The 20,257-nt window shown below is 55.8% G+C and carries 20 protein-coding genes; 1 reads left to right on the plus strand and 19 read right to left on the minus strand.

What is annotated here, in order from left to right; genetic code table 11:
- Positions 1-274 precede the first annotated feature (274 nt).
- The 19 genes from M0G74_RS17575 to proC all read right to left on the minus strand — a co-directional run bounded on the left by M0G74_RS17575 (position 275) and on the right by proC (position 17,905).
- Positions 275-862: a hypothetical protein gene (locus M0G74_RS17575; RefSeq protein ID WP_248220038.1), complete on the minus strand. Its 588-nt coding sequence runs from the start codon at positions 860-862 to the stop codon at positions 275-277.
- A gap of 150 nt (positions 863-1,012) precedes the next feature.
- On the minus strand, positions 1,013-1,393 hold the full coding sequence (locus tag M0G74_RS17580) for a hypothetical protein (RefSeq protein ID WP_248220040.1): 381 nt from the start codon (positions 1,391-1,393) through the stop codon (positions 1,013-1,015).
- A gap of 122 nt (positions 1,394-1,515) precedes the next feature.
- Positions 1,516-1,989, minus strand: coding sequence for a hypothetical protein (locus tag M0G74_RS17585; protein WP_248220041.1), 474 nt, complete (start codon positions 1,987-1,989; stop codon positions 1,516-1,518).
- 553 nt (positions 1,990-2,542) lie between these two features.
- Positions 2,543-3,058: a hypothetical protein gene (locus M0G74_RS17590; RefSeq protein ID WP_248220042.1), complete on the minus strand. Its 516-nt coding sequence runs from the start codon at positions 3,056-3,058 to the stop codon at positions 2,543-2,545.
- Positions 3,059-3,643: 585 nt separating this feature from the next.
- Complete coding sequence (locus M0G74_RS17595) at positions 3,644-3,967, minus strand: YqcC family protein (RefSeq protein ID WP_248220044.1); 324 nt, start codon at positions 3,965-3,967, stop codon at positions 3,644-3,646.
- A 157-nt stretch (positions 3,968-4,124) separates the two neighbouring features.
- Positions 4,125-4,667, minus strand: a complete 543-nt coding sequence (locus M0G74_RS17600) for a hypothetical protein (RefSeq protein ID WP_248220046.1) — start codon at positions 4,665-4,667, stop codon at positions 4,125-4,127.
- 121 nt (positions 4,668-4,788) lie between these two features.
- Positions 4,789-5,175 (minus strand): hypothetical protein, encoded by a 387-nt coding sequence (locus M0G74_RS17605; RefSeq protein WP_248220048.1) that lies wholly within the window; start codon positions 5,173-5,175, stop codon positions 4,789-4,791.
- Positions 5,176-5,215: 40 nt separating this feature from the next.
- Positions 5,216-6,679, minus strand: coding sequence for a 4-hydroxy-3-polyprenylbenzoate decarboxylase (gene ubiD / locus M0G74_RS17610; protein WP_248220050.1), 1,464 nt, complete (start codon positions 6,677-6,679; stop codon positions 5,216-5,218).
- 191 nt (positions 6,680-6,870) lie between these two features.
- On the minus strand, positions 6,871-7,140 hold the full coding sequence (locus M0G74_RS17615; protein ID WP_010133764.1) for an RNA-binding protein: 270 nt from the start codon (positions 7,138-7,140) through the stop codon (positions 6,871-6,873).
- 297 nt (positions 7,141-7,437) lie between these two features.
- Positions 7,438-8,697 (minus strand): transcription termination factor Rho, encoded by a 1,260-nt coding sequence (gene rho, locus M0G74_RS17620; protein ID WP_160151722.1) that lies wholly within the window; start codon positions 8,695-8,697, stop codon positions 7,438-7,440.
- Between the two features lie 458 nt (positions 8,698-9,155).
- Positions 9,156-9,482 carry a thioredoxin TrxA gene (gene trxA, locus M0G74_RS17625; protein WP_077399614.1) on the minus strand — a complete coding sequence of 109 codons (327 nt, stop codon included), beginning with the start codon at positions 9,480-9,482 and terminating at the stop codon, positions 9,156-9,158.
- Between the two features lie 243 nt (positions 9,483-9,725).
- Positions 9,726-10,985 (minus strand): radical SAM family heme chaperone HemW, encoded by a 1,260-nt coding sequence (gene hemW, locus M0G74_RS17630; protein ID WP_248220052.1) that lies wholly within the window; start codon positions 10,983-10,985, stop codon positions 9,726-9,728.
- A gap of 10 nt (positions 10,986-10,995) precedes the next feature.
- Entirely contained in the window at positions 10,996-11,640 is a 645-nt protein-coding gene (rdgB, locus tag M0G74_RS17635) for an RdgB/HAM1 family non-canonical purine NTP pyrophosphatase (protein ID WP_248220054.1), read from the minus strand.
- Positions 11,641-11,722: 82 nt separating this feature from the next.
- Complete coding sequence (locus M0G74_RS17640; protein ID WP_248220055.1) at positions 11,723-12,172, minus strand: DUF4426 domain-containing protein; 450 nt, start codon at positions 12,170-12,172, stop codon at positions 11,723-11,725.
- 110 nt (positions 12,173-12,282) lie between these two features.
- Positions 12,283-12,873 (minus strand): methionine biosynthesis protein MetW, encoded by a 591-nt coding sequence (gene metW / locus M0G74_RS17645; RefSeq protein ID WP_248220118.1) that lies wholly within the window; start codon positions 12,871-12,873, stop codon positions 12,283-12,285.
- Positions 12,873-14,072: a homoserine O-acetyltransferase gene (locus M0G74_RS17650; RefSeq protein ID WP_248220057.1), complete on the minus strand. Its 1,200-nt coding sequence runs from the start codon at positions 14,070-14,072 to the stop codon at positions 12,873-12,875. Before M0G74_RS17650 ends, metW begins: the two co-directional genes overlap by 1 nt.
- Before the next feature lie 243 nt (positions 14,073-14,315).
- Positions 14,316-16,283 carry a dynamin family protein gene (locus M0G74_RS17655; RefSeq protein WP_248220059.1) on the minus strand — a complete coding sequence of 656 codons (1,968 nt, stop codon included), beginning with the start codon at positions 16,281-16,283 and terminating at the stop codon, positions 14,316-14,318.
- 177 nt (positions 16,284-16,460) lie between these two features.
- Positions 16,461-17,066, minus strand: coding sequence for a YggT family protein (locus M0G74_RS17660; RefSeq protein WP_160151728.1), 606 nt, complete (start codon positions 17,064-17,066; stop codon positions 16,461-16,463).
- Between the two features lie 11 nt (positions 17,067-17,077).
- Positions 17,078-17,905 carry a pyrroline-5-carboxylate reductase gene (gene proC, locus M0G74_RS17665; RefSeq protein ID WP_248220061.1) on the minus strand — a complete coding sequence of 276 codons (828 nt, stop codon included), beginning with the start codon at positions 17,903-17,905 and terminating at the stop codon, positions 17,078-17,080.
- Positions 17,906-18,105: 200 nt separating this feature from the next.
- Between proC and M0G74_RS17670 the strand changes: the two genes are divergently transcribed.
- Positions 18,106-20,220, plus strand: a complete 2,115-nt coding sequence (locus tag M0G74_RS17670) for an alpha/beta fold hydrolase (RefSeq protein WP_248220064.1) — start codon at positions 18,106-18,108, stop codon at positions 20,218-20,220.
- Positions 20,221-20,257: the final 37 nt, after the last annotated feature.

The raw sequence follows: 20,257 nt of genomic DNA on the forward strand, positions 1-20,257 counted from the left end.
GCGCGACCTCAGCGGCAGTTACGCCCTCCTGATCGCTACGACGAACCGCCTCCCGGCGGAATTCCTCCGTATATGCCGCAACCTTCTTCTTACTCATGATGCACCTCCGTGTTAGGCCGAAACCTAACTATACAGGGTGTCTACTTTTTGTGGGTAACTCGGACAGCTAACGCCGCAATCAGACGCGGCTTACTTTGTGTGCTTTTGCACGAAAATGGGAGCGCAGCGACCGTGCAAAAAGTGCACAAAGTAAGACGTCGGCTGCATTGCTTTGTTAGGCAGGATGCCCCTTCAGGGCTCCAAACAGAGCACCACACCATGACTCGTATACCTCCAGTAGGTCTATATACTCTGTATTAGACCACTGGACTAAATCTCGAATGCAATTTTCGACGGTAAGGATATCTGAAAACCCGAATTCCTCCGATACCGATTTGATACCGTGGTCATATGCAGCCCCCCAAACCAGGATTGCCCCGGAGGGGGCAATGGCATCTCCCGCTTTCACTGCAACTGATTTTGGATCTTCAGCAATTTTCAAAAATAATTTAAACGCATTCTTTTTGTGATGCTCTAGCTGCTTTGGGTTTTCCAGCCTCCAATAACGATAATTATTGTATTGGATCTCACATTTCATCTCAGAAACATAGAACTTACCATCTTTCTCGAACAAGAAATCTAGCGTATACGGTTTATTATCCAAATCATAAAGCGTTGGCCGTTTTTCATGAATGTTGTACGGACTACGACTATCCCTTGCCCAAATCCTTACAATTTCTTCATTGAATATTCCAAAAACTCGGGAGAGAAAACTTCCTTTTTCATGCGGGCCATCTTTAAATATTTCAGCTAAATCTTTCATATATTACTTACTGCCTAACGCCGCCGGCAGGGGCAGCTTACCTTGTGCACATTTTGCGCGAAAATGGGAGCGCAGCGACCTGCGCAAAAGGTGCACAAGGTAAGCTGTCCCGCGGAGGGCCGCAGGCCCGTAGCAAATTGCCCGGCCTTGTTATGGAGAACCTAGGTAAAACGTAAGTTTGGACCACTGGCGCCCACGATACTCTACATTTTCAGCTGAGTATTTCCTACTTGCTACTGACTTCAGGGCTGATCTACTCCACTTCTTGTGACTTTCCGCCTCTATCTTTAAGTTTATAGGAACAAGTGTTCCACCTTGACTATCACTCATTTCAGCGAGCTCAAAAGATACAATTACACATCCAGGCAGAAAGCGATCTCCATGTGTTGGAAATTTTGGCGGCTCCAATTCCGAAGGTATTTCTTTTGACACAGGAATAGACAGAGCTACATCTGGGCAAGGGTCATCTGCTTGGCTTGCCGTGGAATTGAGCGTAAATAGTAATGGAATAAAGGCTACTATTTTTTTCATACCTCTCACTCCATAACGCCGCGCTCAGCCGCAGCTTACTTTGGGCGCATTTTTCGCGAAAATGGGAGCGACAGCGACCGCGCAAAAGGTGCGCAAAGTAAGCTGTCGGATGCAGCGCATTGTTATGTTTTTGCGAAGCTAAGGATCTTATCTACGTTCGATCGCAGATTATCCGGGCCAACCTGCTCGTATTCACCACCCGTGTCATTAGACTGAATAGTAAAGTTCATGTAGTGAATGTACGATTGTGATTGCCGATCAATTGACCTTCCAGTAGAGCAGTAGTAGTTAAACCACTCTCTATCAAAAGCTGCCCATTCACTTTCAGGTAAGCTAAATCTAAATTCACTAACAGCTGCCTGTAAAATAGTAAATTTTTGCCTCAAGTAGCCGTCAATATTCTCTGGCCAATTTACAGAAGTAGGATAGACATCTGCCAATTCTTTAGCAAACACGCTTACCAATTTCCGACTAGCTAGGAGGCGATGTGATCTATCTGAAAGATTAACTGAAAGTCTATAAGTCAGAATAGAACCCAGCAGAGCCCCAACAATAGTTCCCGCCACCCCTATCAAGGCGATTTCATAATTACTCATGTTTTATTCTTAATTTTCTCGGGTCAATTCAAACATAACGCCGCCGGCAGGGGCAGCTTACCTTGTGCGCATTTTGCGCATAAATGGGAGCGCAGCTACCTGCGCAAAATGTGCACAAGGTAAGCTGTCCCGCGGAGGGCCGCAGGCCCGGAGCAAATTGCCCGGCCTTGTTATGCGTGCCTAGCTCCGGTCTACGAATTTACCTCGCGCGATGTGCCAGGGGCCCGCATATAAATTGAACTCTAGGCCATCCTCTATATTACCCATATGAGCATCTGGAGTTAAAAAGTGCACCTCAGCATCAACGAATGTTCTTGGTTCAGCCTCATCACATGACAACAAGCGTATATGACATTCCCACAACTCATTATCTTGATAACTGAGAGAAGGCCTCATTCCGGTCATGTACTTAACCCTACAATTTGGGTCACTTACTTTCAGAAATTCAATTTTTGCTAAGTACGACATTTCTCGTTCTTACGCATAACGCCCGGCACACGCGCCGGTTTGGAGCCGCGAAGCGGCGTAAAAGCGGTCGCAGTGCTGCCGCTTGTTAGGCAATTTCGAGAGGTATACTCTGGGAATTAACGTTGCCTGCCTCATCTCGCAGCTGACACTCAATGTGGTAAATCGCTTTCTTGGCATACGCAGGAACGTCAAATGCAAGCTTCATGAACCCGAAATCTTCATTATTTATCGAGACTGGTTTCCCGAGAAAAGAGGCTTCTATTCCGTCTTTCATAGGGAAGTTCCACTGTTCATCCGAAACACGAAGTAAAGCTTCACAACGTTGCCCCCGTTCCAGGGGGTAACTAGAGAATATTATTTCGGATAAGCGAGGCACATCGCTATTTGCAGGAGTCTCAGAGAATCCGATTCGTTTGGCCGAGGACGCCATGAAGAATGACGGGTATTTCACGCTAAGTAGCGTTTTTTCTGTGTTGTACCCATGAAATTTTGACCTGTTGAGTTCATTCCGATTCTTCCACTGAAAATATTTCGAAACTAACAGGCTAGATGCGACACCAGTCAGAAAGCCAGCACCGAGATTCATCCAATCCATTTCCATATAAATCTGAACTCCTTAAATTGTGCCTAACGCCGCGCTCAGGCGCGGACAATTTTGGGCGCTTTATGCGCGATAATGGGAGCGAAGCGACCGCGCATAAAGTGCACAAAGTTGGCCGTCGCCTGCAGTGCCTTGTTAACGTGAACCTCGGTTTTCTCCTGCCGAAGCGCACAAAACCAAGAACCAAATTTGGCCTACTTCACTGCCTTTAAAAAGAGTGAGTTCTTCAACGTATTTTGAAAATCTCATTCTTTTCTTAACCCCAGCAACAAAGATGGCCTTGAATCGAGAATCTGTGCTTGACGCGGCACGAACTATACCTTCAGCTGACTATCAGGCTGCGCGAAATCAGCTACCGGAAACTTAGCTACTTGCTTCTGACTTCCCGAGCCCGACAAGACCCACCACAGGATTCCTTCATTTTTTCTTGCAGGTTAACCACTTTCACTTTGTGTGATTCCCTACGTTAACGTCATGCTCAGCGGCGGCTTACTTTATGCGCATTTTGCGCGAAAATAGGAGCGAAGCGACCGCGCAAAAGGTGCATAAAGTAAGACGTCAGCTGCAGCACTTTGTTAGCTGGGTTCACGCGCTCGCACCCTCTATTAGCGAATCAAATTTTCGAAGTAACTGAACCAGGCTAAGCGCTTCTTCTACGCAGCTATGGTAATCGTATTGACGCATAGCCATTAGACCTACCTGACTTCCTTTCGGATATTTTCCTGTTGCAGCTGCATTGCGAGCATTCGGGATGAAGACACACTGAAGCCATAGCTCAAAAGACGGTGAATCCAAGTAATTTTTCGCTTGAAATTTTGGAGGGTTATCCTTCCAGAACCCGATGTTTTTCATCTCAAGCTCAATTTTTTCTAGTATTGATAGTACTTGCTGATCTAAATTACTTTTCACTCTTAAACTCTTCCTTGAGGCATGGCGGTACTTCTCACAGCTAACGCCGCGCTCAGCCGCGGACGATTTTGGGCGCTTTATGCGCGATAATGGGAGCGCAGCGACCGCGCATAAAGTGCACAAAGTTGGCCGTCGGCCTGCAGCGCATTGTTATACGTCAGAACCTGATTCCTGCGTTGAGATTGAATAACAAGACGCGGGCTACGGTTTCACCGGGGCTACCAACAAATTGAAATTTTACTTCAGGGCCCAATGTAAAAGTATCTCCGAAAATTAACCCGCCTTTAAAAGATGCTTCTGCCATAGACCTAACATTATTTCGCTCATTGCCAAATTCGACTGCCCCAATTCCAGTCGAGCAACCTAAATATAAATTTAGATCCTCATCAATAATGTACTCTTGGATAAAGCGAACCCCTGCCGATAGCGATTTATAATCGTGGGTACGCTCAAACTGAGCTCCTTTGCTTGGATCCAGCAAAGTGAAATCTATGTAATATGGTTTTGAGAAAGGCACCCAGCGAATGCCTTTCGCAGCATCAGAATCGAAGGTCAAATTTGAATATGGGTTTTCGTTGATTTCATATTCATCCGTATCAGCTTTAACTTTAGCCGATGGAGCGTATGAAATAATCAATTCATTCGCAAAACAGTTGTTTGCAACGAATATTATTAAAGGTAGAAGATAACTTACTTTCACTATTCCTTTCCGTATAACAGTTTATTCAAAAGCTCCAGATATAGACATAATTCCTATATCTAGGCATCTCATGCACACATATAACAATTATGTACACATATAGCCATATAACTCAGGCTGCCTATATGCCTACATCTAGGCATTGATCAACCAGGCCTTCGACAATTCGATGATCTATATTCAGCCGGCTTACCAGGTGACGCTTCGCTACCCAGGCTTTTGCCATCCTGCTCCAGCGACCGCCAATCCGACGAATTTCATTACGGAGTTCGAGTTCTTCGTATGCGATTTTGATTGCAACCCAGTCTTGGCCGACCTTCTCGGGTCGCGGTTCTCGGCCTTTCTGCTGGTAGGCTTCCCGTTGCGCCACTATGATTTCCACGGTGGTGTAAACGGTACTTTTACAGGGTGATCTCCGGTATCGCACCGCGCAAAGCTGATCACCGTATTTTTCCTGGTAACGTTTGCTGCCGTCCTGGCCGGGCCTGATTGTTTTTATGATTTCCATACGCCCTCCCTGGCGTTGCTAATTGTCGCTAGTAAGCCACTTAAAGACCTAGCGCACTCCAGATTTCATCCACTTTTTTGGTTACTTCAGGGTCTTTTACTATCGGCCGCCCCCACTCCCGGGTGGTTTCACCTTCCCATTTATTGGTGGCATCAAAACCGATTTTGGATCCGAGGCCGGATACCGGGGATGCGAAGTCGAGGTAGTCGATGGGTGTGTTTTCTACCATCACCGTATCCCGTGCCGGGTCCATTCTGGTGGTCATAGCCCAGATCACATCCTTCCAGTCGCGCGCATTGACGTCGTCATCGGTGACGATGACAAACTTGGTGTACATAAACTGCCGCAGGAAGGACCAGACGCCCATCATCACGCGCTTTGCGTGGCCCGGGTACTGCTTCTTCATGGTGACGACGGCGAGGCGGTAGGAACAGCCTTCCGGTGGCAGGTAAAAGTCGACGATCTCCGGGAACTGCTTGCGCAAGATGGGCACGAAGACTTCATTCAGAGCTTCGCCCAACACCGCGGGTTCGTCCGGCGGACGGCCGGTGTAGGTGCTGTGGTAGATGGGATCTTTGCGGTGGGTGATTTTCTCCACCGTGAATACCGGGAAGCTGTCCACTTCGTTGTAGTAACCGGTGTGGTCGCCGTAGGGGCCTTCATCGGCCATATCATCGGGGTAGATATAACCCTCCAGCACATATTCGGCACTGGCGGGCACCTGCAGGTTGCTGAGCTTGGCTTCGGCCACTTCGGTTTTTGCACCTCGCAACAGTCCGGCGAAGGCGTATTCGGAGAGAGTATCCGGTACCGGGGTGACCGCCCCAAGGATGGTGGCGGGGTCGGCGCCGAGGGCAACGGCAACCGGAAAGGGTTCGCCGGGGAATTTCAGCTGCCACTCGCGAAAGTCCAGAGCACCGCCACGGTGGGAAAGCCAGCGCATGATGAGACGGTTCTTACCGATCAACTGCATGCGGTAGATACCCAGGTTCTGCCGCTTCTTTTCCGGCCCGCGGGTGATCACCAGTGGCCATGTCACCAACGGTGCGGCATCGCCGGGCCAGCAGGTCTGTATTGGCAGCTTGGTCAGATCTACTTCGTCCGCCTGTAGCTCGAATTGCTGGCAGTCGGCTTTGCTCACCACCTTCGGGCCCATGTTCATGACCTGCTTGAACACCGGGAGCTTCTCCCAGGCGTCTCTTAGCCCTTCCGGTGGCTGAGGCTCTTTGAGGAAGGCGAGTAATTCACCCACTTCCCGCAGCTCACTGACACTGTCACGGCCCATACCCAGCGCCACCCGCTCGGGGGTGCCAAACAGGTTAGCGAGTACCGGGGTGTCGTAGCCGACGGGGTTTTCAAACAACAGTGCGGGGCCACCGGCACGCAGTACGCGATCGGCGATTTCTGTCATTTCGAGGACGGGGCTGACGGGGTGCTTGATGCGCTTGAGCAATCCGCGCTTTTCCAGCAGGCGGATGAAGTCACGCAGGTCTTTGTATTTCATGTTTTACCGGTCGACCAGAAAATTCAGCGGCCAGTGTAAAACAGTCAGGTCCAAATAGGGACAAATGGAAAATTCGAGAAAAAAGAACTGCCGCGCCAGGGTAAAACCAAGCGGGTAAGTAGTGGGGGAGGAAGTTGAACAACCCGCAGCGGCGCTGCGGGCTGCCGGACTTCTAGACGGTACAGCCTGTCTTAGAAGCGAGGACGACGCGGACGGTCTTCGCGCGGCTTGGCTTCGTTAACACGGATGTTACGGCCAGACAGCGGCTGATCATTCATTTCTTCGATAGCCTTACGCGCTTCGTCGTCGTTCGGCATTTCTACGAAACCAAAACCTTTAGAACGGCCAGTTTCCCGGTCAGTGATTACAGTAGCCCGGGAGATTTCACCGAACGCACCAAATGCTTCGTGCAGTTCGTCAGAGGTTACGCCGTAGGCCAGATTTCCGATATAGATATTCACAAAAAAGTCTCACTAGAGTCAGTGGGCTGTCGAGCAATTCACAAATGGTAACCAGCTCCACCGAGTTATCCACTTGAGACTGGTCCAGGGTCAGGCGACTTCCCAGCCACCTGGGACCAATTCTTTACACGCTGAAATACTGTTCAACGCGACAATGTTGGCCTTTATATGCCTAACGGCAGGCCTTTTCAACTGTATTCGGCGTAATTTCCCGCCTCATTTGTCGCATTGCAAAATTCACCTAAGCAATGCAAAAAAGGCTGACGCGTATGGTCAGCCTTTTATTCTGAATTGGAATTATTTCCGTTTCATGGAAAGGAAGAATTCATCGTTGGTCTTGAAGTCCTTGAGCTTGTCGATCAGGAATTCAGTGGCCGCGAGGTCTTCCATATCGTGCAGCAGCTTGCGCAGGATCCACACGCGCTGCAGTTCACCTTCCGGCATCAGCAGCTCTTCGCGGCGGGTACCGGAGCGGCGCACATTGATGGCCGGGTAGACGCGCTTCTCGGCGATCTTGCGGTCCAGTTGCAGCTCCATGTTACCGGTGCCTTTGAACTCCTCGAAGATCACTTCGTCCATCTTCGAGCCGGTGTCGACCAGTGCGGTGGCGATGATGGAAAGGCTGCCGCCCTCTTCGATATTACGCGCTGCACCAAAGAAGCGCTTCGGGCGCTCCAGAGCGTGCGCATCCACACCACCGGTCAGTACCTTGCCGGAGCTGGGCACGGTGGTGTTGTAGGCGCGGGCCAGACGGGTGATGGAGTCCAGCAGGATCACCACGTCCTTCTTGTGCTCTACCAGGCGCTTGGCTTTTTCGATCACCATTTCGGCCACCTGTACGTGACGGGCCGGCGGCTCGTCGAAGGTGGAGGCAACCACTTCGCCGCGCACGGAACGCTGCATTTCGGTAACTTCTTCCGGGCGCTCGTCGATCAGCAGGACGATCAGGTGGCACTCGGGGTTGTTGCGGGTAATGGCCTGGGCCATGTTCTGCAACATGATGGTTTTACCGGCCTTGGGCGGCGCCACAACCAACCCGCGCTGACCTTTGCCGATAGGGGCAACCAAGTCGATGATGCGGCCGATGAGGTCTTCAGAGGAACCGTTCCCGCACTCAAGGGTGAGGCGTTTGTTGGGGAACAGCGGGGTAAGGTTTTCGAACAGAATCTTGTTGCGGGCGTTTTCCGGCTTGTCGAAATTGATATCGCTGACTTTCAACAGAGCGAAGTAGCGTTCACCTTCTTTGGGGGGACGGATCTTGCCGGAAATGGAGTCGCCGGTGCGGAGGTTGAAGCGGCGGATCTGACTGGGAGAAACGTAGATATCATCGGGGCCGGCGAGGTAAGAAGAGTCGGCGGACCGAAGAAAACCGAATCCATCCTGAAGAATTTCCAATACGCCTTCGCCGTAAATGTCTTCGCCGCTTTTGGCGTGGCGCTTGAGGATATTGAAAATAATGTCCTGTTTGCGCGAGCGGGCGAGGTTTTCTAGCCCCATGCCCTTGGCGATTTCAATCAGTTCTTCAATGGGTTTGGTTTTTAATTCAGAAAGATTCATACCAATAGCTTTATTAAGGTTTCTTCTGTCAGTTGGCGCGGACGCACCGGAAGTTTCTGCGGGGGGATTTGAAAGTTCGATCTTGATATGCCCGTAACGGAATGCCGACGGATTTACTTGCCGTACACAACTCTTAATGGTTTGAATCGATCACCCGAAACGGTTTACCGCTCACATTGGCCCACGCATAGGAAATGTGCGCCAGGGGGAGATAGTTCAACTTGAGGAGTTTGCGCCGGAGAGGCTGCGTCGGCAGCGGGTTGGCGACTTGGCTCAGGTCTGGACTGAACAGTTAATTTGATTACTAGGCAGTATAACGGCAGTTCGGCATCCTGCAAGGGCTATTTGGTAACCGCCTTTTGGCAAGCGCGGCCACCACCGGTGACAGTTATTCACCCGCCCCACCCCGGCTTTGACTCGGCGCGCCCCTGCCAGGCAGCGGCGCCCCGATCGCGGGATCAGATCTGGCTGTCGATAAACTCGGTCAGCTGGGCACGGGACAGGGCGCCAACTTTGGTGCCTTCCACATTGCCGCCCTTGAACAGCAGCAGGGTCGGGATACCGCGCACATTGTATTTGGCAGCGGCTTCTTTGTTGGCATCCACGTCCACTTTGACGATTTTCAGCTTTTCACCGTAGTGACCGGACAGATCTTCCAGCACCGGAGCGATCATCTTGCAGGGACCGCACCACTGGGCCCAGAAGTCGACCAGTACCGGGCCTTCTGCCTTGAGTACTTCGGCTTCAAATTCTGCATCTGTTACGTTGACGATGTTCGCGCTCATAGTGCTTTCCTGTGGTTCTACTGTTTCTTGGCATTTGTTTTTGGCAGCGGGCCCATGGATCTAGGTAACAAGATGGGCGCTGGGAGGCTGCCAGTCATTGGCCCCGGGGGCTTTGCCGGCAGACATGATAAGTACGGCCAGTGGACCCCGCAAGGCTATTGGTTCTCGCCTGTTGGTCCCCCCTTTTAATGGGGCCCCGAATTCAGGTTTCAAGGCCGGGGGTGCCGGCCGGGAATCACCGCCTCAATCCGCCGGCAAAAACCGCTGGAGTATTTCGTCTACATAGTCATAACCGAACGGGGTGGCGGCAATCTTTGCCTCCAGGGGCTCCACCAGTTCCATCTGCTGCAGGCGCTGCCACTCACCCGCCAAACTGTCCAGTGACAGCCCGGTATAGGCCGGGTAGGTCGCGGCCGGCACACCGGACTCCAGCCGCAGGCAGTTCATCAGGAACTCCAGTGGGCGCTCTGCCTCCGGGACCTCTTTGACCTTCGGCAGCGGGAAGCCGTCACTCCCGGACTCCACAGCCACGCCCGGCGCCTGTCCCAGTGCCAGCCCCAGCGCCAAATAGTCCCGGGGTGTGCGGGTGCGCTGGGTTCGGATGATGCGGCCGCTGTCGGGCAAGGTGAATTTGCCGTGCGCCCCAGCGCCAATTCCAATGTAATCCGCAAAGGACCAATAGTTCAGGTTGTGGCGGGACGCGAGACCCGCACGGCTGTAGGCGGACACCTCGTAGCGGGCATAGCCCTCGCCGGCTAAATAAGCCCGGCCCGCGCGCTGTATCGCCGCGATTTCCTCGGAACCGGGGGTTACCGGCGGGGCCGAGTAGAAGGCGGTATTGGGCTCGATGGTGAGCTGGTACCAGGAGATATGCTCGACCCCCAGTGCCACCGCGCGCTGCAGATCCCGCAGCGCATCGACCTCCCCTTGCCCGGGTAAGCCGTGCATCAGGTCGATATTGATATTGTCAAAGCCCGCGGCCCGCGCCTGGGTCGCCGCGACCTCCGCTTCCGCGCCGGTATGGATACGGCCGAGGTTTTGCAGCTGCAGCGGGTCAAAGCTCTGAACACCGATGGACAGCCGGTTGACCCCCGCACTGCGGTAGCCGGCAAATTTGGCCTGCTCAAAGGTCCCGGGGTTCGCCTCCAGGGTGATTTCAATTCCGGGCTCAAAGCCCACCAGGGACTCCGCCATTGCCAGAATCTGGCCGATAGCCTCTGGCGAAAACAGGCTGGGAGTGCCGCCACCGAAGAAGATGGAGCCCAGTTTGCGCCCCTGCACCCAGGGCAACTGGCTGCGCAGGTCGCGCTCCAGCTGGGCCACATACTCCGCCTCCGGCAGCTGGCCGCCGGAAGGCTCCGCATGGGCGGCGATATGCGTGGCCACATGGGAGTTGAAGTCACAGTAGGGGCACTTGCGCACACACCAGGGGATGTGCACATACAGGCTGAGCGGTGGCAGTTGCAGCGGCTCAGGCGACGATTGGGGGGAGCGAATACTCAAAGGGGACAACTCAAAGCAGTGTCTTGCCGGAGTCCGGGGAGTGCTGCCCTTCCGGTAACACCATTTCCGCGTGCCACAGTTGCTCGAATTTTTTCACGGCCTGGGCGCGGTGACTGAGGCGGTTCTTAACGTCGCGTGGCAACTGCGCCGATGTGAGCTTTTCCGACTCCACGAAAAACAGCGGATCATAGCCAAAGCCCTGGTCCCCCAGTGGGTGGGTCAAAATCACACCCTGCCAGCGGGCGGTGCACACCAGCGGCACCGGATCTTCCGGGCTGCGCACAAAGGCCAACGCACAGTGGAAACTGGCTCCCCGCTGGGCCGTGGGCAGCCCCTCCAGGGCTTCTAGCAGTTTGCGGTTGTTGTCGTCATCGCTGGCCCCGCTGCCGGCGTAGCGGGCGGAATAAATCCCCGGGGCACCACCCAGGGCATCGACCGCGAGACCGGAATCGTCGGCCAGCGCCGGCAGGCCGCTGGCTTTGCTCGCGTGGCGCGCCTTGATCAGGGCATTTTCGATAAAACTGAGCCCGGTTTCTTCCGCCTCATCCTGTAAAAAGTCGGACTGTGGCATCACGGCGATCTGCCAACCGGCAAACAGCTGGGAAAATTCTTTCAGTTTGCCGGCATTGCCGCTGGCAAGAACGATTTTATCCATGGGGAAACTCGGGAGAGGAAACAGATCCGGAAAGCAAAACAGCGAGCCCAATCGCTCGCTGTGCATCGATGCAAAACTATTCTCAGTTTTTGTGCAGCTGGCGTCTGAACATCAGCTCGCGTGTGCTGCCGTCAGGCAGTACCAGATCAATATTGAAGGTGAGGTTTTCTTCGTCTTCAAACCGCAGCGGCGCCAGGTAATAGACCGCGTTCTGGTCGCGGATTTCCTGGAAGTTCAGCGCGCGGGATTGCTGAATCAGATTGGTTGCATTGCCGGACACCCCCACGCTCATGCCCTGGAGGTCACCTTTTTTGGCCACAGAAATATTGACGAAGGCGCGGTCTTTCGCGCGCACCAGATTGTATTGGCGCGCAATATCCGGGGAAATAAAGTCACTGTTGAAGACCGTGTAAGTCACCCGGTAATCACCGAAATCTTCGTGACTCTCGATGGTTTTGGCGGTCTGCGCCGCAGCCGCGACCGCCCAGAACAGCAAGGTCATGGAGATAAATACTGCGTAGAGACGTTTCACGGCGTCCTCCTTTCTAGTCATTCCAGCTATCTACTCGTTCCAAATATTCGGGGCCAGCTTCTCGGCTTAAGACCGAAACACGGCGCGTTAAACCACTTTCAACCTTAATATTAGCGAGTCAGATGGTAAATCGCCGTTTCTCCGAACAAATTCGGCAAAAGGTCCTTCAGCACCCCGGAAACCGTGGACTCAGAGACTACCTGACGGTGCAGAATCTGCCAGCCGTGCTCTTTGCACAGGACTTCAAAGTCTCTGAAAGTACAAAAGTGAATATTCGGCGTGTCGTACCATTCATATGGCAATAAGTCGGAAACCGGCATGCGCCCGGAAAATGCCAGGTGCCAACGGGCCTTCCACTGTCCGAAGTTGGGGAAGGTAATGATGCACTCGCGCCCCACCCGCAGCATTTCTTCCACCACCAGATGGGGGGAACGCAACGTCTGCAGTGCCTGGGTCATTACCACCGTATCGAAACTCTGGTCACCGAAATTGGACAGCCCCTTGTCCAGGTTCTGTTCCACCACGCTGACACCGCGCTCGACACATTTCTGAATCTGATCGGGGTCGATTTCCAGACCGTAGCCGGAAACCTTTTTTTCTTTTGCCAACCGCTCCAGCAGTGCGCCATCACCACAGCCGAGATCCAGCACCCGGGAACGGGCGGGAATCCAGTTGTGGATGATATCGAGGTCCTTACGCATCATGGCTGCACCCCCTCCTTCGCTTCACCTGCCACATTGTTCATATAGGCCGCGAAGATTTTTTCGTAGCGGTCGTTGGGCAACAGGAATGCATCGTGGCCCATGGGCGACTCCACCTCGGCGTAAGTCACCGGCACATTGGCATGCATCAGCGCATCGGCAATTTCCCGCGAGCGCTCCGGCGCAAAACGCCAGTCGGAAGTGAAAGACACCAGCAGGAATTTACTGCGCGCATGAGAAAACGCCTTCACCGCGTCGTCGTCATACTCCCGCGCCAGGTCGAAATAATCCAGGGCGCGGGTCATCAGAATGTAGGTATTGGGATCAAAGCTGCCGGAAAAGGAATCGCCCTGGTAGCGCAGGTAACTCTGCACCTGAAATTCCACCAACTCTTCCACGCCCTGCTCGAAAGTGCCCGAGCGCAGCTCGCGACCAAATTTTTTGCCCAGACCATCATCCGACAGATAAGTGATATGCCCGATCATGCGCGCTACCGCCAGCCCGTCGCGCGGCAGGGTTTCCGCTTCCTGATAGCGGCCGTCGCGAAAATCCGGGTCCGAGGTAATCGCCTGGCGTGCGGTTTCATTGAAAGCAATATTCTGCGCAGACAACTTCATCGCCGACGCAATCACCACCGCGTGGCGCACCCGCTCGGGGTATTCCAGGGTCCAACGCATCGCCTGCATACCGCCAAGACTACCCCCCACTACCGCGGCCCACTGCTGAATACCAAGCAGGTCTGCCAGCTGCGCCTGAGAGTGCACCCAGTCCCGCGCCCGCAGCGGCGGGAAATCCGGGCCCCAGGGTTTACCGGTCGCAGGGTTGATGGACGAAGGCCCGGTAGAGCCGTGACAACCACCGAGGTTGTTCAGCGCCACCACGAAAAATTTGTCCGTATCGATCGGCTTGCCCGGGCCAATATAGTGATCCCACCAGCCCGGACGCTTGTCCTCGGCCGTGTGGTAACCGGCCGCGTGATGATGCCCGGAAAGCGCATGGCAGATCAGAACGCCGTTGCTCTTGTCTGCGTTCAGAGTGCCGTAGGTTTCATACATCAGGGTGTATTCGTCCAGCACCCGGCCGCAGGCCAGTTTGAAAGGCCCGGGGAAAGTGTGGCTTTTAGGCTCGACGAGGCCAACAGAGTTGGCTGGAAATTCCGCCGCTGCGCCGGAATTGGAAGATTGCGCGTCCGTGGTCAAAATGCTTGTGCGTGTCTGGTTGGAGGGGCGACAAGTTTACGAAAGCTGGGGGCGGGAGTACACCGTAAGCAACCCCAAAGTCCCAGAGTGATTAAATGCGAAGGTGTGGACAGCGGGGATCGCCTTGCGGGACCGTCTGCGGCCTGGACGGCCGCAGCCGAGCCCCCATGGATGGGTTTACGGCGTGTCCCGCAAGGGGATCCCCGTTGGCCGCACCGCCACGAAACACGTTAAGCACTAACCTCAGGAAATAGCAGCCGCCTTCAATGGCGTGACGTTGCTGGCAACCGGTGCCGGTGCAATTGGCTGGGGAGCGGTCTGGGTCTGCTTGAGCAGATCTTCCAGTGCCGTCAGCGCGCCGTGGTTGCGCACCAGCTCTTCTTCCAGTGCGCGCAAATCCGTGCGCTTGCTCTGGGTCTTCTGCTTCAGCTCCGTCAGCTTGATCAGGTGGCGATTCAGCAGATGCTTCTGGTACTGCACATGCTGTTTCAGCGGTTCCAGTACCTGTTCCAGCCAGCCATCCACCGAAGAAATCATCTGGCTGTACATACGCCCCACCTCATTCGCCAGCGTTGCCACAAAGCGCTCGGTCAGGCGGTTACGGCGCGCCAGCAGCAACTGCGGCGAGCGACGCAACTGCGCCGCCTGGCGGTGCAGGCCGCGCAGCGCCGCGCGGAACGCGTGGATATCAAAATGCTGCTCGGCAGAAATGATATTGCTCAGGGTCGAACGATCGTAAATGGCATCCACCAGGCGGTTGGCCTGATCCACTTCCCGCTCGAGATTCATCAACTGGTGCTCAACGCCGCCCATAAAGCCGTCGATGGCGCGGGCCAGGCCCAGCGGCGACCAGCGCTCGATCAGTGCGCGGCGGGTCTCGTCGATCAGCTGCTGCAGCTGCTGGCTGGAAACCGGCGCCAGCAGTGACGCGCGCTGGCGCGACAGCATGCGCTGGCTGGATTTCAGGGTCAGCAGCTCCTGATGACAGAATTTGTGTTGCCCCTTCGCGGTCTGGTGCAGCTGTTTGAGCTCTTCCAGCTGGTCGGGGCTGGTGGAACCGTGGCGCTTCAGGTGCTCCAGGGTGGCACGGCCGCTGTTGAGGCGACGCTTGAGCAGGTCGCGGGTATCAGCCATCAGCGTCAGCGCCTGGTGCAGGGAGCGGTGGTTGGCCACCTTGTTGCGGTGATCCAGCAGGCGCTGCACCAGCAGCTGCTCGAAATCGCCGAAGCAGCTCTGCTGCAACAGCAGCGGATCGCGTTGGGCGCGGGCCAACAGGGCCTTCTTGGCGGATACACCCACCACGTTTTCCTGCGGCAGATCCAGCAACTTGCTGACTTCCGCGCGCATCTTGCGCAGCATCTGGCCGGCATCCTCGTCCGGGTCGTCCCACAGCACATCAATCTTGTTCAGCAGCGCCATTACCGCAGTGCCGCGGTGTTCGCGCAGGGGGACCAGGTGGGTTTCCCACATATTCAGGTCGGTACCACTGACACCGGCGTCGGCGGACAGCAGGAAAGCCACCGCTTGGGCACTGGGCAGGGTGGACAGGGTCAGTTCCGGCTCATTGCCGAGCGCATTCAGCCCCGGGGTGTCAATGATGCGCAGCCCCTGGGCCAGCAGCGGGTGCGGCAGGGATATCAACGCGTAACGCCAGGCGGGGATCTGCACCAGATTGCCATTGCCATCCAGGTGGCGGCGATCAAAGCCGTAGCGGGCGGCTTCTTCCGGGGTTACCGCCTTGGTGGCGGCCACTCTCATCAGGGCGTCGCGGGTGGCATCGGCGTCGTCAGGGTCGAAATCGAAATTCACCCATTTCTGCGGAATGCGGCGAAAGCTCTCCAGGCTGGTGTTGGTGGCCAGGGTCTCGATAGGCAGCAGACGCACCGAAGCCTGCTCGGTACCATCGCTGAAGATTTCCGTGGGGCACATGGTGGTGCGGCCGGGGCGCGACGGCAGCAGGCGCTTGCCGTAGGTGTGGGACAGCAGTGCGTTGATCAGCTCGGTCTTGCCGCGGGAAAACTCGCCGACCAAAGCGACGGTGAACTGATCCTCGACCAGTAGCTGGCGAGCCTGCTGGACTACCTGGCGGGCGCCGGCAGAATTCGGAAAGTGCTCCTCCAGCCAGTGGCTGAAGGTATCAAACTGGCGATCCAGCGCCTTTTTCCAGTGGTCGTAATCGGCAATGTGCTTGCGCAAGGTCGCATCTTCCATGTTATCTGTTCTTATTGTTACTACTTACGAATTTGTGGGCCATTTTCCTGCATGCAGGCGTCAAGTTAAAGCCTGCGAACGGGGTTTCGCGAACTGGGTAGGGTCGGGAAGGAAGATTCGGGAGCGACTGACAGCTAAGTCAGCGCGGGGGCCGGTTAATCCGACCCCCGCCAAGACTCAAAACGGGATATGCCAGAAGAGGTTGTACACCAGCTGCGGCATTTGTGCGCTCTGGGCAAAACCAAGCAGTAGCTTGTCGGCCACTGTCAGCAGGATAAAGATAAAGATGGGACTGATATCAATCACCCCCAGGGGTGGAATGATCTTGCGCACCGGCGCGTACAGCGGCTCCAGCAGCTGGCGCAGCAGCATCAGTGCGGGGTGGCTGCTCTGGGGTGCGACCCAGCTGACCACGATAGAAATCAGCATGCCGACAAACAGGATGGCGATCAGTGTCATCAGGCAGCCCAGCAGAGACCACAGCAGCGCGGACAAGGGGTTCAGCATGCCGGCACCGGCGAGAAAACCGGCCCCCATGATCATCACCCAACCCACCAGCAGCGCGAGCACCAGGGACGCCATATCGATACCGAACATACCGGGAACAATCTTGCGCAGCGGGCGCAACAGCGGGCTGGTGACTTTGACAATGCCCTGGGAGATGGGGTTGTAGAAATCGGCGCGCCCCAACTGCAGCATAAAGCGCAGCAGTACCGCGAACAGGAACAGTACCCCGATTGTGGCGAGAATGAATACGCCGATATTACTGAAGGTGTTGACCATCAAAAGTCCTTTTACTTATCCAGTTCTTTCGCCATTTCTGCCGCGCGCGCGGCACAATCTGTCATCGCCTGCTCAACCAGTTGTGGCAGCCCGCCCTCCTGAAAGCGCTTGACCGCCCTCTCGGTGGTACCGTTGGGGGACATGACATTGCGCTTCAATTGCGCCACATCCACATCCGCGGCCACCGCAAGTTTCGCCGCGCCCAGAGCGGTTTGCAAGGTGAGGCGCTCGGCATCCGCACGCGCCATACCGGCTTTTTCTGCCGCATCGATCATGGATTCCATAAATTGAAAGTAGTAGGCCGGGCCGGAGCCGGAGACCGCGATGACCTGATCGATTCCGGATTCCTGCTCCACCCACAGTGCAATACCCACCGCATCGGCCATCTGGGTCGCGACAGACTTGTGTTCCTCGGTGACGCCGGCGCCCGCGTAGAGTCCGGTGACTCCGGTGCCGACCAGTGCCGGGGTATTGGGCATAGCGCGAATAACCGGCACCCCCTCCCCCAGCCAACGCTGGTAGGCGGCCAGCGGAATACCCGCTGCCAGGGTGATGACCAGAGGTTTGCGAGCACTCACATCGGAGGCAATCGCCTCGCACAGCTCTTTCATCACCTGCGGCTTGACCGACAGCACGATGACATCGGCATCTTTGATGGCCGCAAGGTTATCGGTGCTGCCGTGCACGCCGGTGCGATTACAAAACTCCTTGAGCTTTTGCGCATCGCGACCGGTGGCCACAATCTTGTCTGCCGGATAGCCACTGGCGACCATGCCGCCGATTACTGCTCCGGCCATATTGCCGGCGCCGCCGATAAAGACCATTTTGGACGCTGTCACGAGTACCTCTTTTCGGAAATTTCATCGGGAAACATGGGTTTCATCCGCCAGTTTTCCACCGGATGAGAGACTCCAGCGGGCATATGACGAATTTTTGGCGGCCAATCAACCCGATGCACGGGCACGGGCCGCCAATTGCTTGGCAGTACCGCCACCGCCTCATACCATGGGGGCGCCACAAAGAATAACAAGGAAAGCCCATGAAGCTAGGTTCCCCAGGCACCACCCTCCACTGGCTGGCGCTCGCACTCGGTATAGGTATTAGCGCCGGCGCCACAAGCCTCTCGTTCGCCGCGGTCGAGAGCCGCACCCTCAACAACGGCAATCTGGTTCTCGAAGACATACCGGCCATACCGGCGCGCGTCGCCGATGACCTGAACCGCTATCAGAGCGTACGCTCCGCCGGTTTTGTCGGCTGGGTCGAAGGCGCGGAAGGACTCTACGTTTCCACCCGCTTTGGCGAGGTAAACCAGTTGCACCGGGTGGACCAACCTGGTGGTGCGCGGCGCCAGCTGACGTTTTTCCAGGAACCCGTAGGGCAAGTCAGCCCGCGTCCGGCGTTTTCCGATGTGGCATTCACCATGGATGCCGGTGGCAGTGAGGACTCCCAGATATTCCTGTTCGACCCCGCCAGCGGCGAAAGCCGTATGATTTCAGACGGCGAGTCCCGCAACGGCGCACTGGTGTGGAGTGAAGACGGCCAGTTCCTGGCATACCAGAGCACCCGCCGCAACGGTCGCTCCAACGACCTCTGGATCACCCACTTCACCGGCAGCGGCCACACCAGCACTCTGGCGCTGGAATCACCGGACGGTAGCTGGTGGGGGCCTGCGGCCTTCAGTGCGGACAATCGCAAACTGCTGGTGCAGCAGTACATTTCTTCCACCAGTTCACTGGTACACCTGCTCGACCTGCAGAGCGGCCAGTTGCAGTCCATCGCCGGTGACGTCGACAGCGAATCCCGTAACGAATCCCGTAACTATGCCATGGGCTTCGCCGCCGACAGCAAGGGCGTCTTTTACGTCAGCGACCGCAACGGTGAGTTTGCACAGCTGTTTTATCGCGATCTCGCCAGCGGTGAAGATCAGGTCGTCACCGCCGACATCCCCTGGGATGTTACCAACCTGGCCCTCAGCGCAGACAAACGTCGCGGCGCATTCAGCGTCAACGAAGACGGTATCAGCCAGCTGTATTTGTTTGACCCGCGCAGCCTGCGTTACCGCAAGGTGGATTCGCTGCCCATCGGGGTGATCGGTGGCCTCGAATTCGACGCCGAGGGCGAGCGCCTGGCGCTGTCACTCAACACCGCGAAAACGCCCACGGACACCTTTGTGCTCGACCTGCGCCGCAGCGCGCTGCGCGCCGGCGACCTGGTGCGCTGGACCTCAAGCGAGGTGGGCGGGCTGGATACCGACAAGTTCGTCGAGCCACAGCTGGTGCACTACCCCACCTTCGATCAGGTGGACGGTAAACCGCGGCAGATTCCCGCCTTTGTTTATCGCCCGCGCAATGCCAAGGGCAAGAGCAAGAGCAAGAGCAAGAGCAAGAGCAATGAAAAGGTGCCGGTGGTGATCTCCATTCATGGCGGCCCCGAGGGCCAGTACCGCCCCTATTTCAGCAGCACCTATCAGCTGTGGCTGGAAAAGCTGGGCGTCGCGGTCATCGCCCCCAATGTGCGCGGCTCAGCAGGCTATGGCAAGACGTATGTAGCCCTGGATAACGGCTTCAAGCGCGAAGACTCGGTGCGGGATATTGGCGCTTTGCTGGACTGGATCGAGACACAACCGGACCTGGATGCCGATCGCGTGGCGGTGTTCGGCGGTAGTTACGGTGGCTACATGGTGCTGGCAAGCGCCATGCACTACAGCGATCGACTGCGCGCCGCGGTGGACATCGTCGGCATCTCCAACTTCGTCACCTTCCTGGAAAACACCCGCGACTATCGCCGCGATCTGCGCCGGGTGGAATACGGGGACGAGCGCGACACGGAAATGCGCAGCTTCCTGGAGAAGATAAGCCCCAGCAACAACGTGGAAAAAATCCGCGTACCCATCTTTGTTGCACAGGGAGAGAACGATCCGCGGGTTCCCGTCAGTGAGGCGGTGCAGATAGTCGCGGCACTGCGCGATACCGAGCAACCGGTTTGGTATATGAATGCGCTGAATGAAGGCCACGGATACCGCAAGAAAGAGAACCGCGATATCTTCGCCCAGGCCACCGCGTTGTTCTTCTCTGAGCACCTGCTGGCGGAGCCTGTCTCCAGCTGGAAAGCCCCCACCGACAATGCCATTCAATCCGCAGAACTGAATCCGTGACCTAATCCGGATATCGCCCCTGGGGCGCGGCCGGGAT

This window comes from Microbulbifer sp. CAU 1566 (assembly GCF_023156515.1).
Taxonomy (GTDB): Bacteria; Pseudomonadota; Gammaproteobacteria; order Pseudomonadales; family Cellvibrionaceae; genus Microbulbifer.

Excerpts from the sequence above, each read along its gene's own strand:
- trxA (WP_077399614.1), bottom strand. The coding sequence starts at position 9,482 with ATGAGCGCGAACATCGTCAACGTAACAGATGCAGAATTTGAAGCCGAA.
- ubiD (WP_248220050.1), bottom strand. The coding sequence starts at position 6,679 with ATGAAATACAAAGACCTGCGTGACTTCATCCGCCTGCTGGAAAAGCGC.
- M0G74_RS17590 (WP_248220042.1), bottom strand. The coding sequence starts at position 3,058 with ATGGAAATGGATTGGATGAATCTCGGTGCTGGCTTTCTGACTGGTGTC.
- M0G74_RS17575 (WP_248220038.1), bottom strand. The coding sequence starts at position 862 with ATGAAAGATTTAGCTGAAATATTTAAAGATGGCCCGCATGAAAAAGGA.
- M0G74_RS17670 (WP_248220064.1), top strand. The coding sequence starts at position 18,106 with ATGAAGCTAGGTTCCCCAGGCACCACCCTCCACTGGCTGGCGCTCGCA.
- rho (WP_160151722.1), bottom strand. The coding sequence starts at position 8,697 with ATGAATCTTTCTGAATTAAAAACCAAACCCATTGAAGAACTGATTGAA.
- M0G74_RS17660 (WP_160151728.1), bottom strand. The coding sequence starts at position 17,066 with ATGGTCAACACCTTCAGTAATATCGGCGTATTCATTCTCGCCACAATC.
- M0G74_RS17655 (WP_248220059.1), bottom strand. The coding sequence starts at position 16,283 with ATGGAAGATGCGACCTTGCGCAAGCACATTGCCGATTACGACCACTGG.
- metW (WP_248220118.1), bottom strand. The coding sequence starts at position 12,873 with ATGCGTAAGGACCTCGATATCATCCACAACTGGATTCCCGCCCGTTCC.
- rdgB (WP_248220054.1), bottom strand. The coding sequence starts at position 11,640 with ATGGATAAAATCGTTCTTGCCAGCGGCAATGCCGGCAAACTGAAAGAA.
- M0G74_RS17605 (WP_248220048.1), bottom strand. The coding sequence starts at position 5,175 with ATGGAAATCATAAAAACAATCAGGCCCGGCCAGGACGGCAGCAAACGT.
- M0G74_RS17585 (WP_248220041.1), bottom strand. The coding sequence starts at position 1,989 with ATGAGTAATTATGAAATCGCCTTGATAGGGGTGGCGGGAACTATTGTT.
- M0G74_RS17580 (WP_248220040.1), bottom strand. The coding sequence starts at position 1,393 with ATGAAAAAAATAGTAGCCTTTATTCCATTACTATTTACGCTCAATTCC.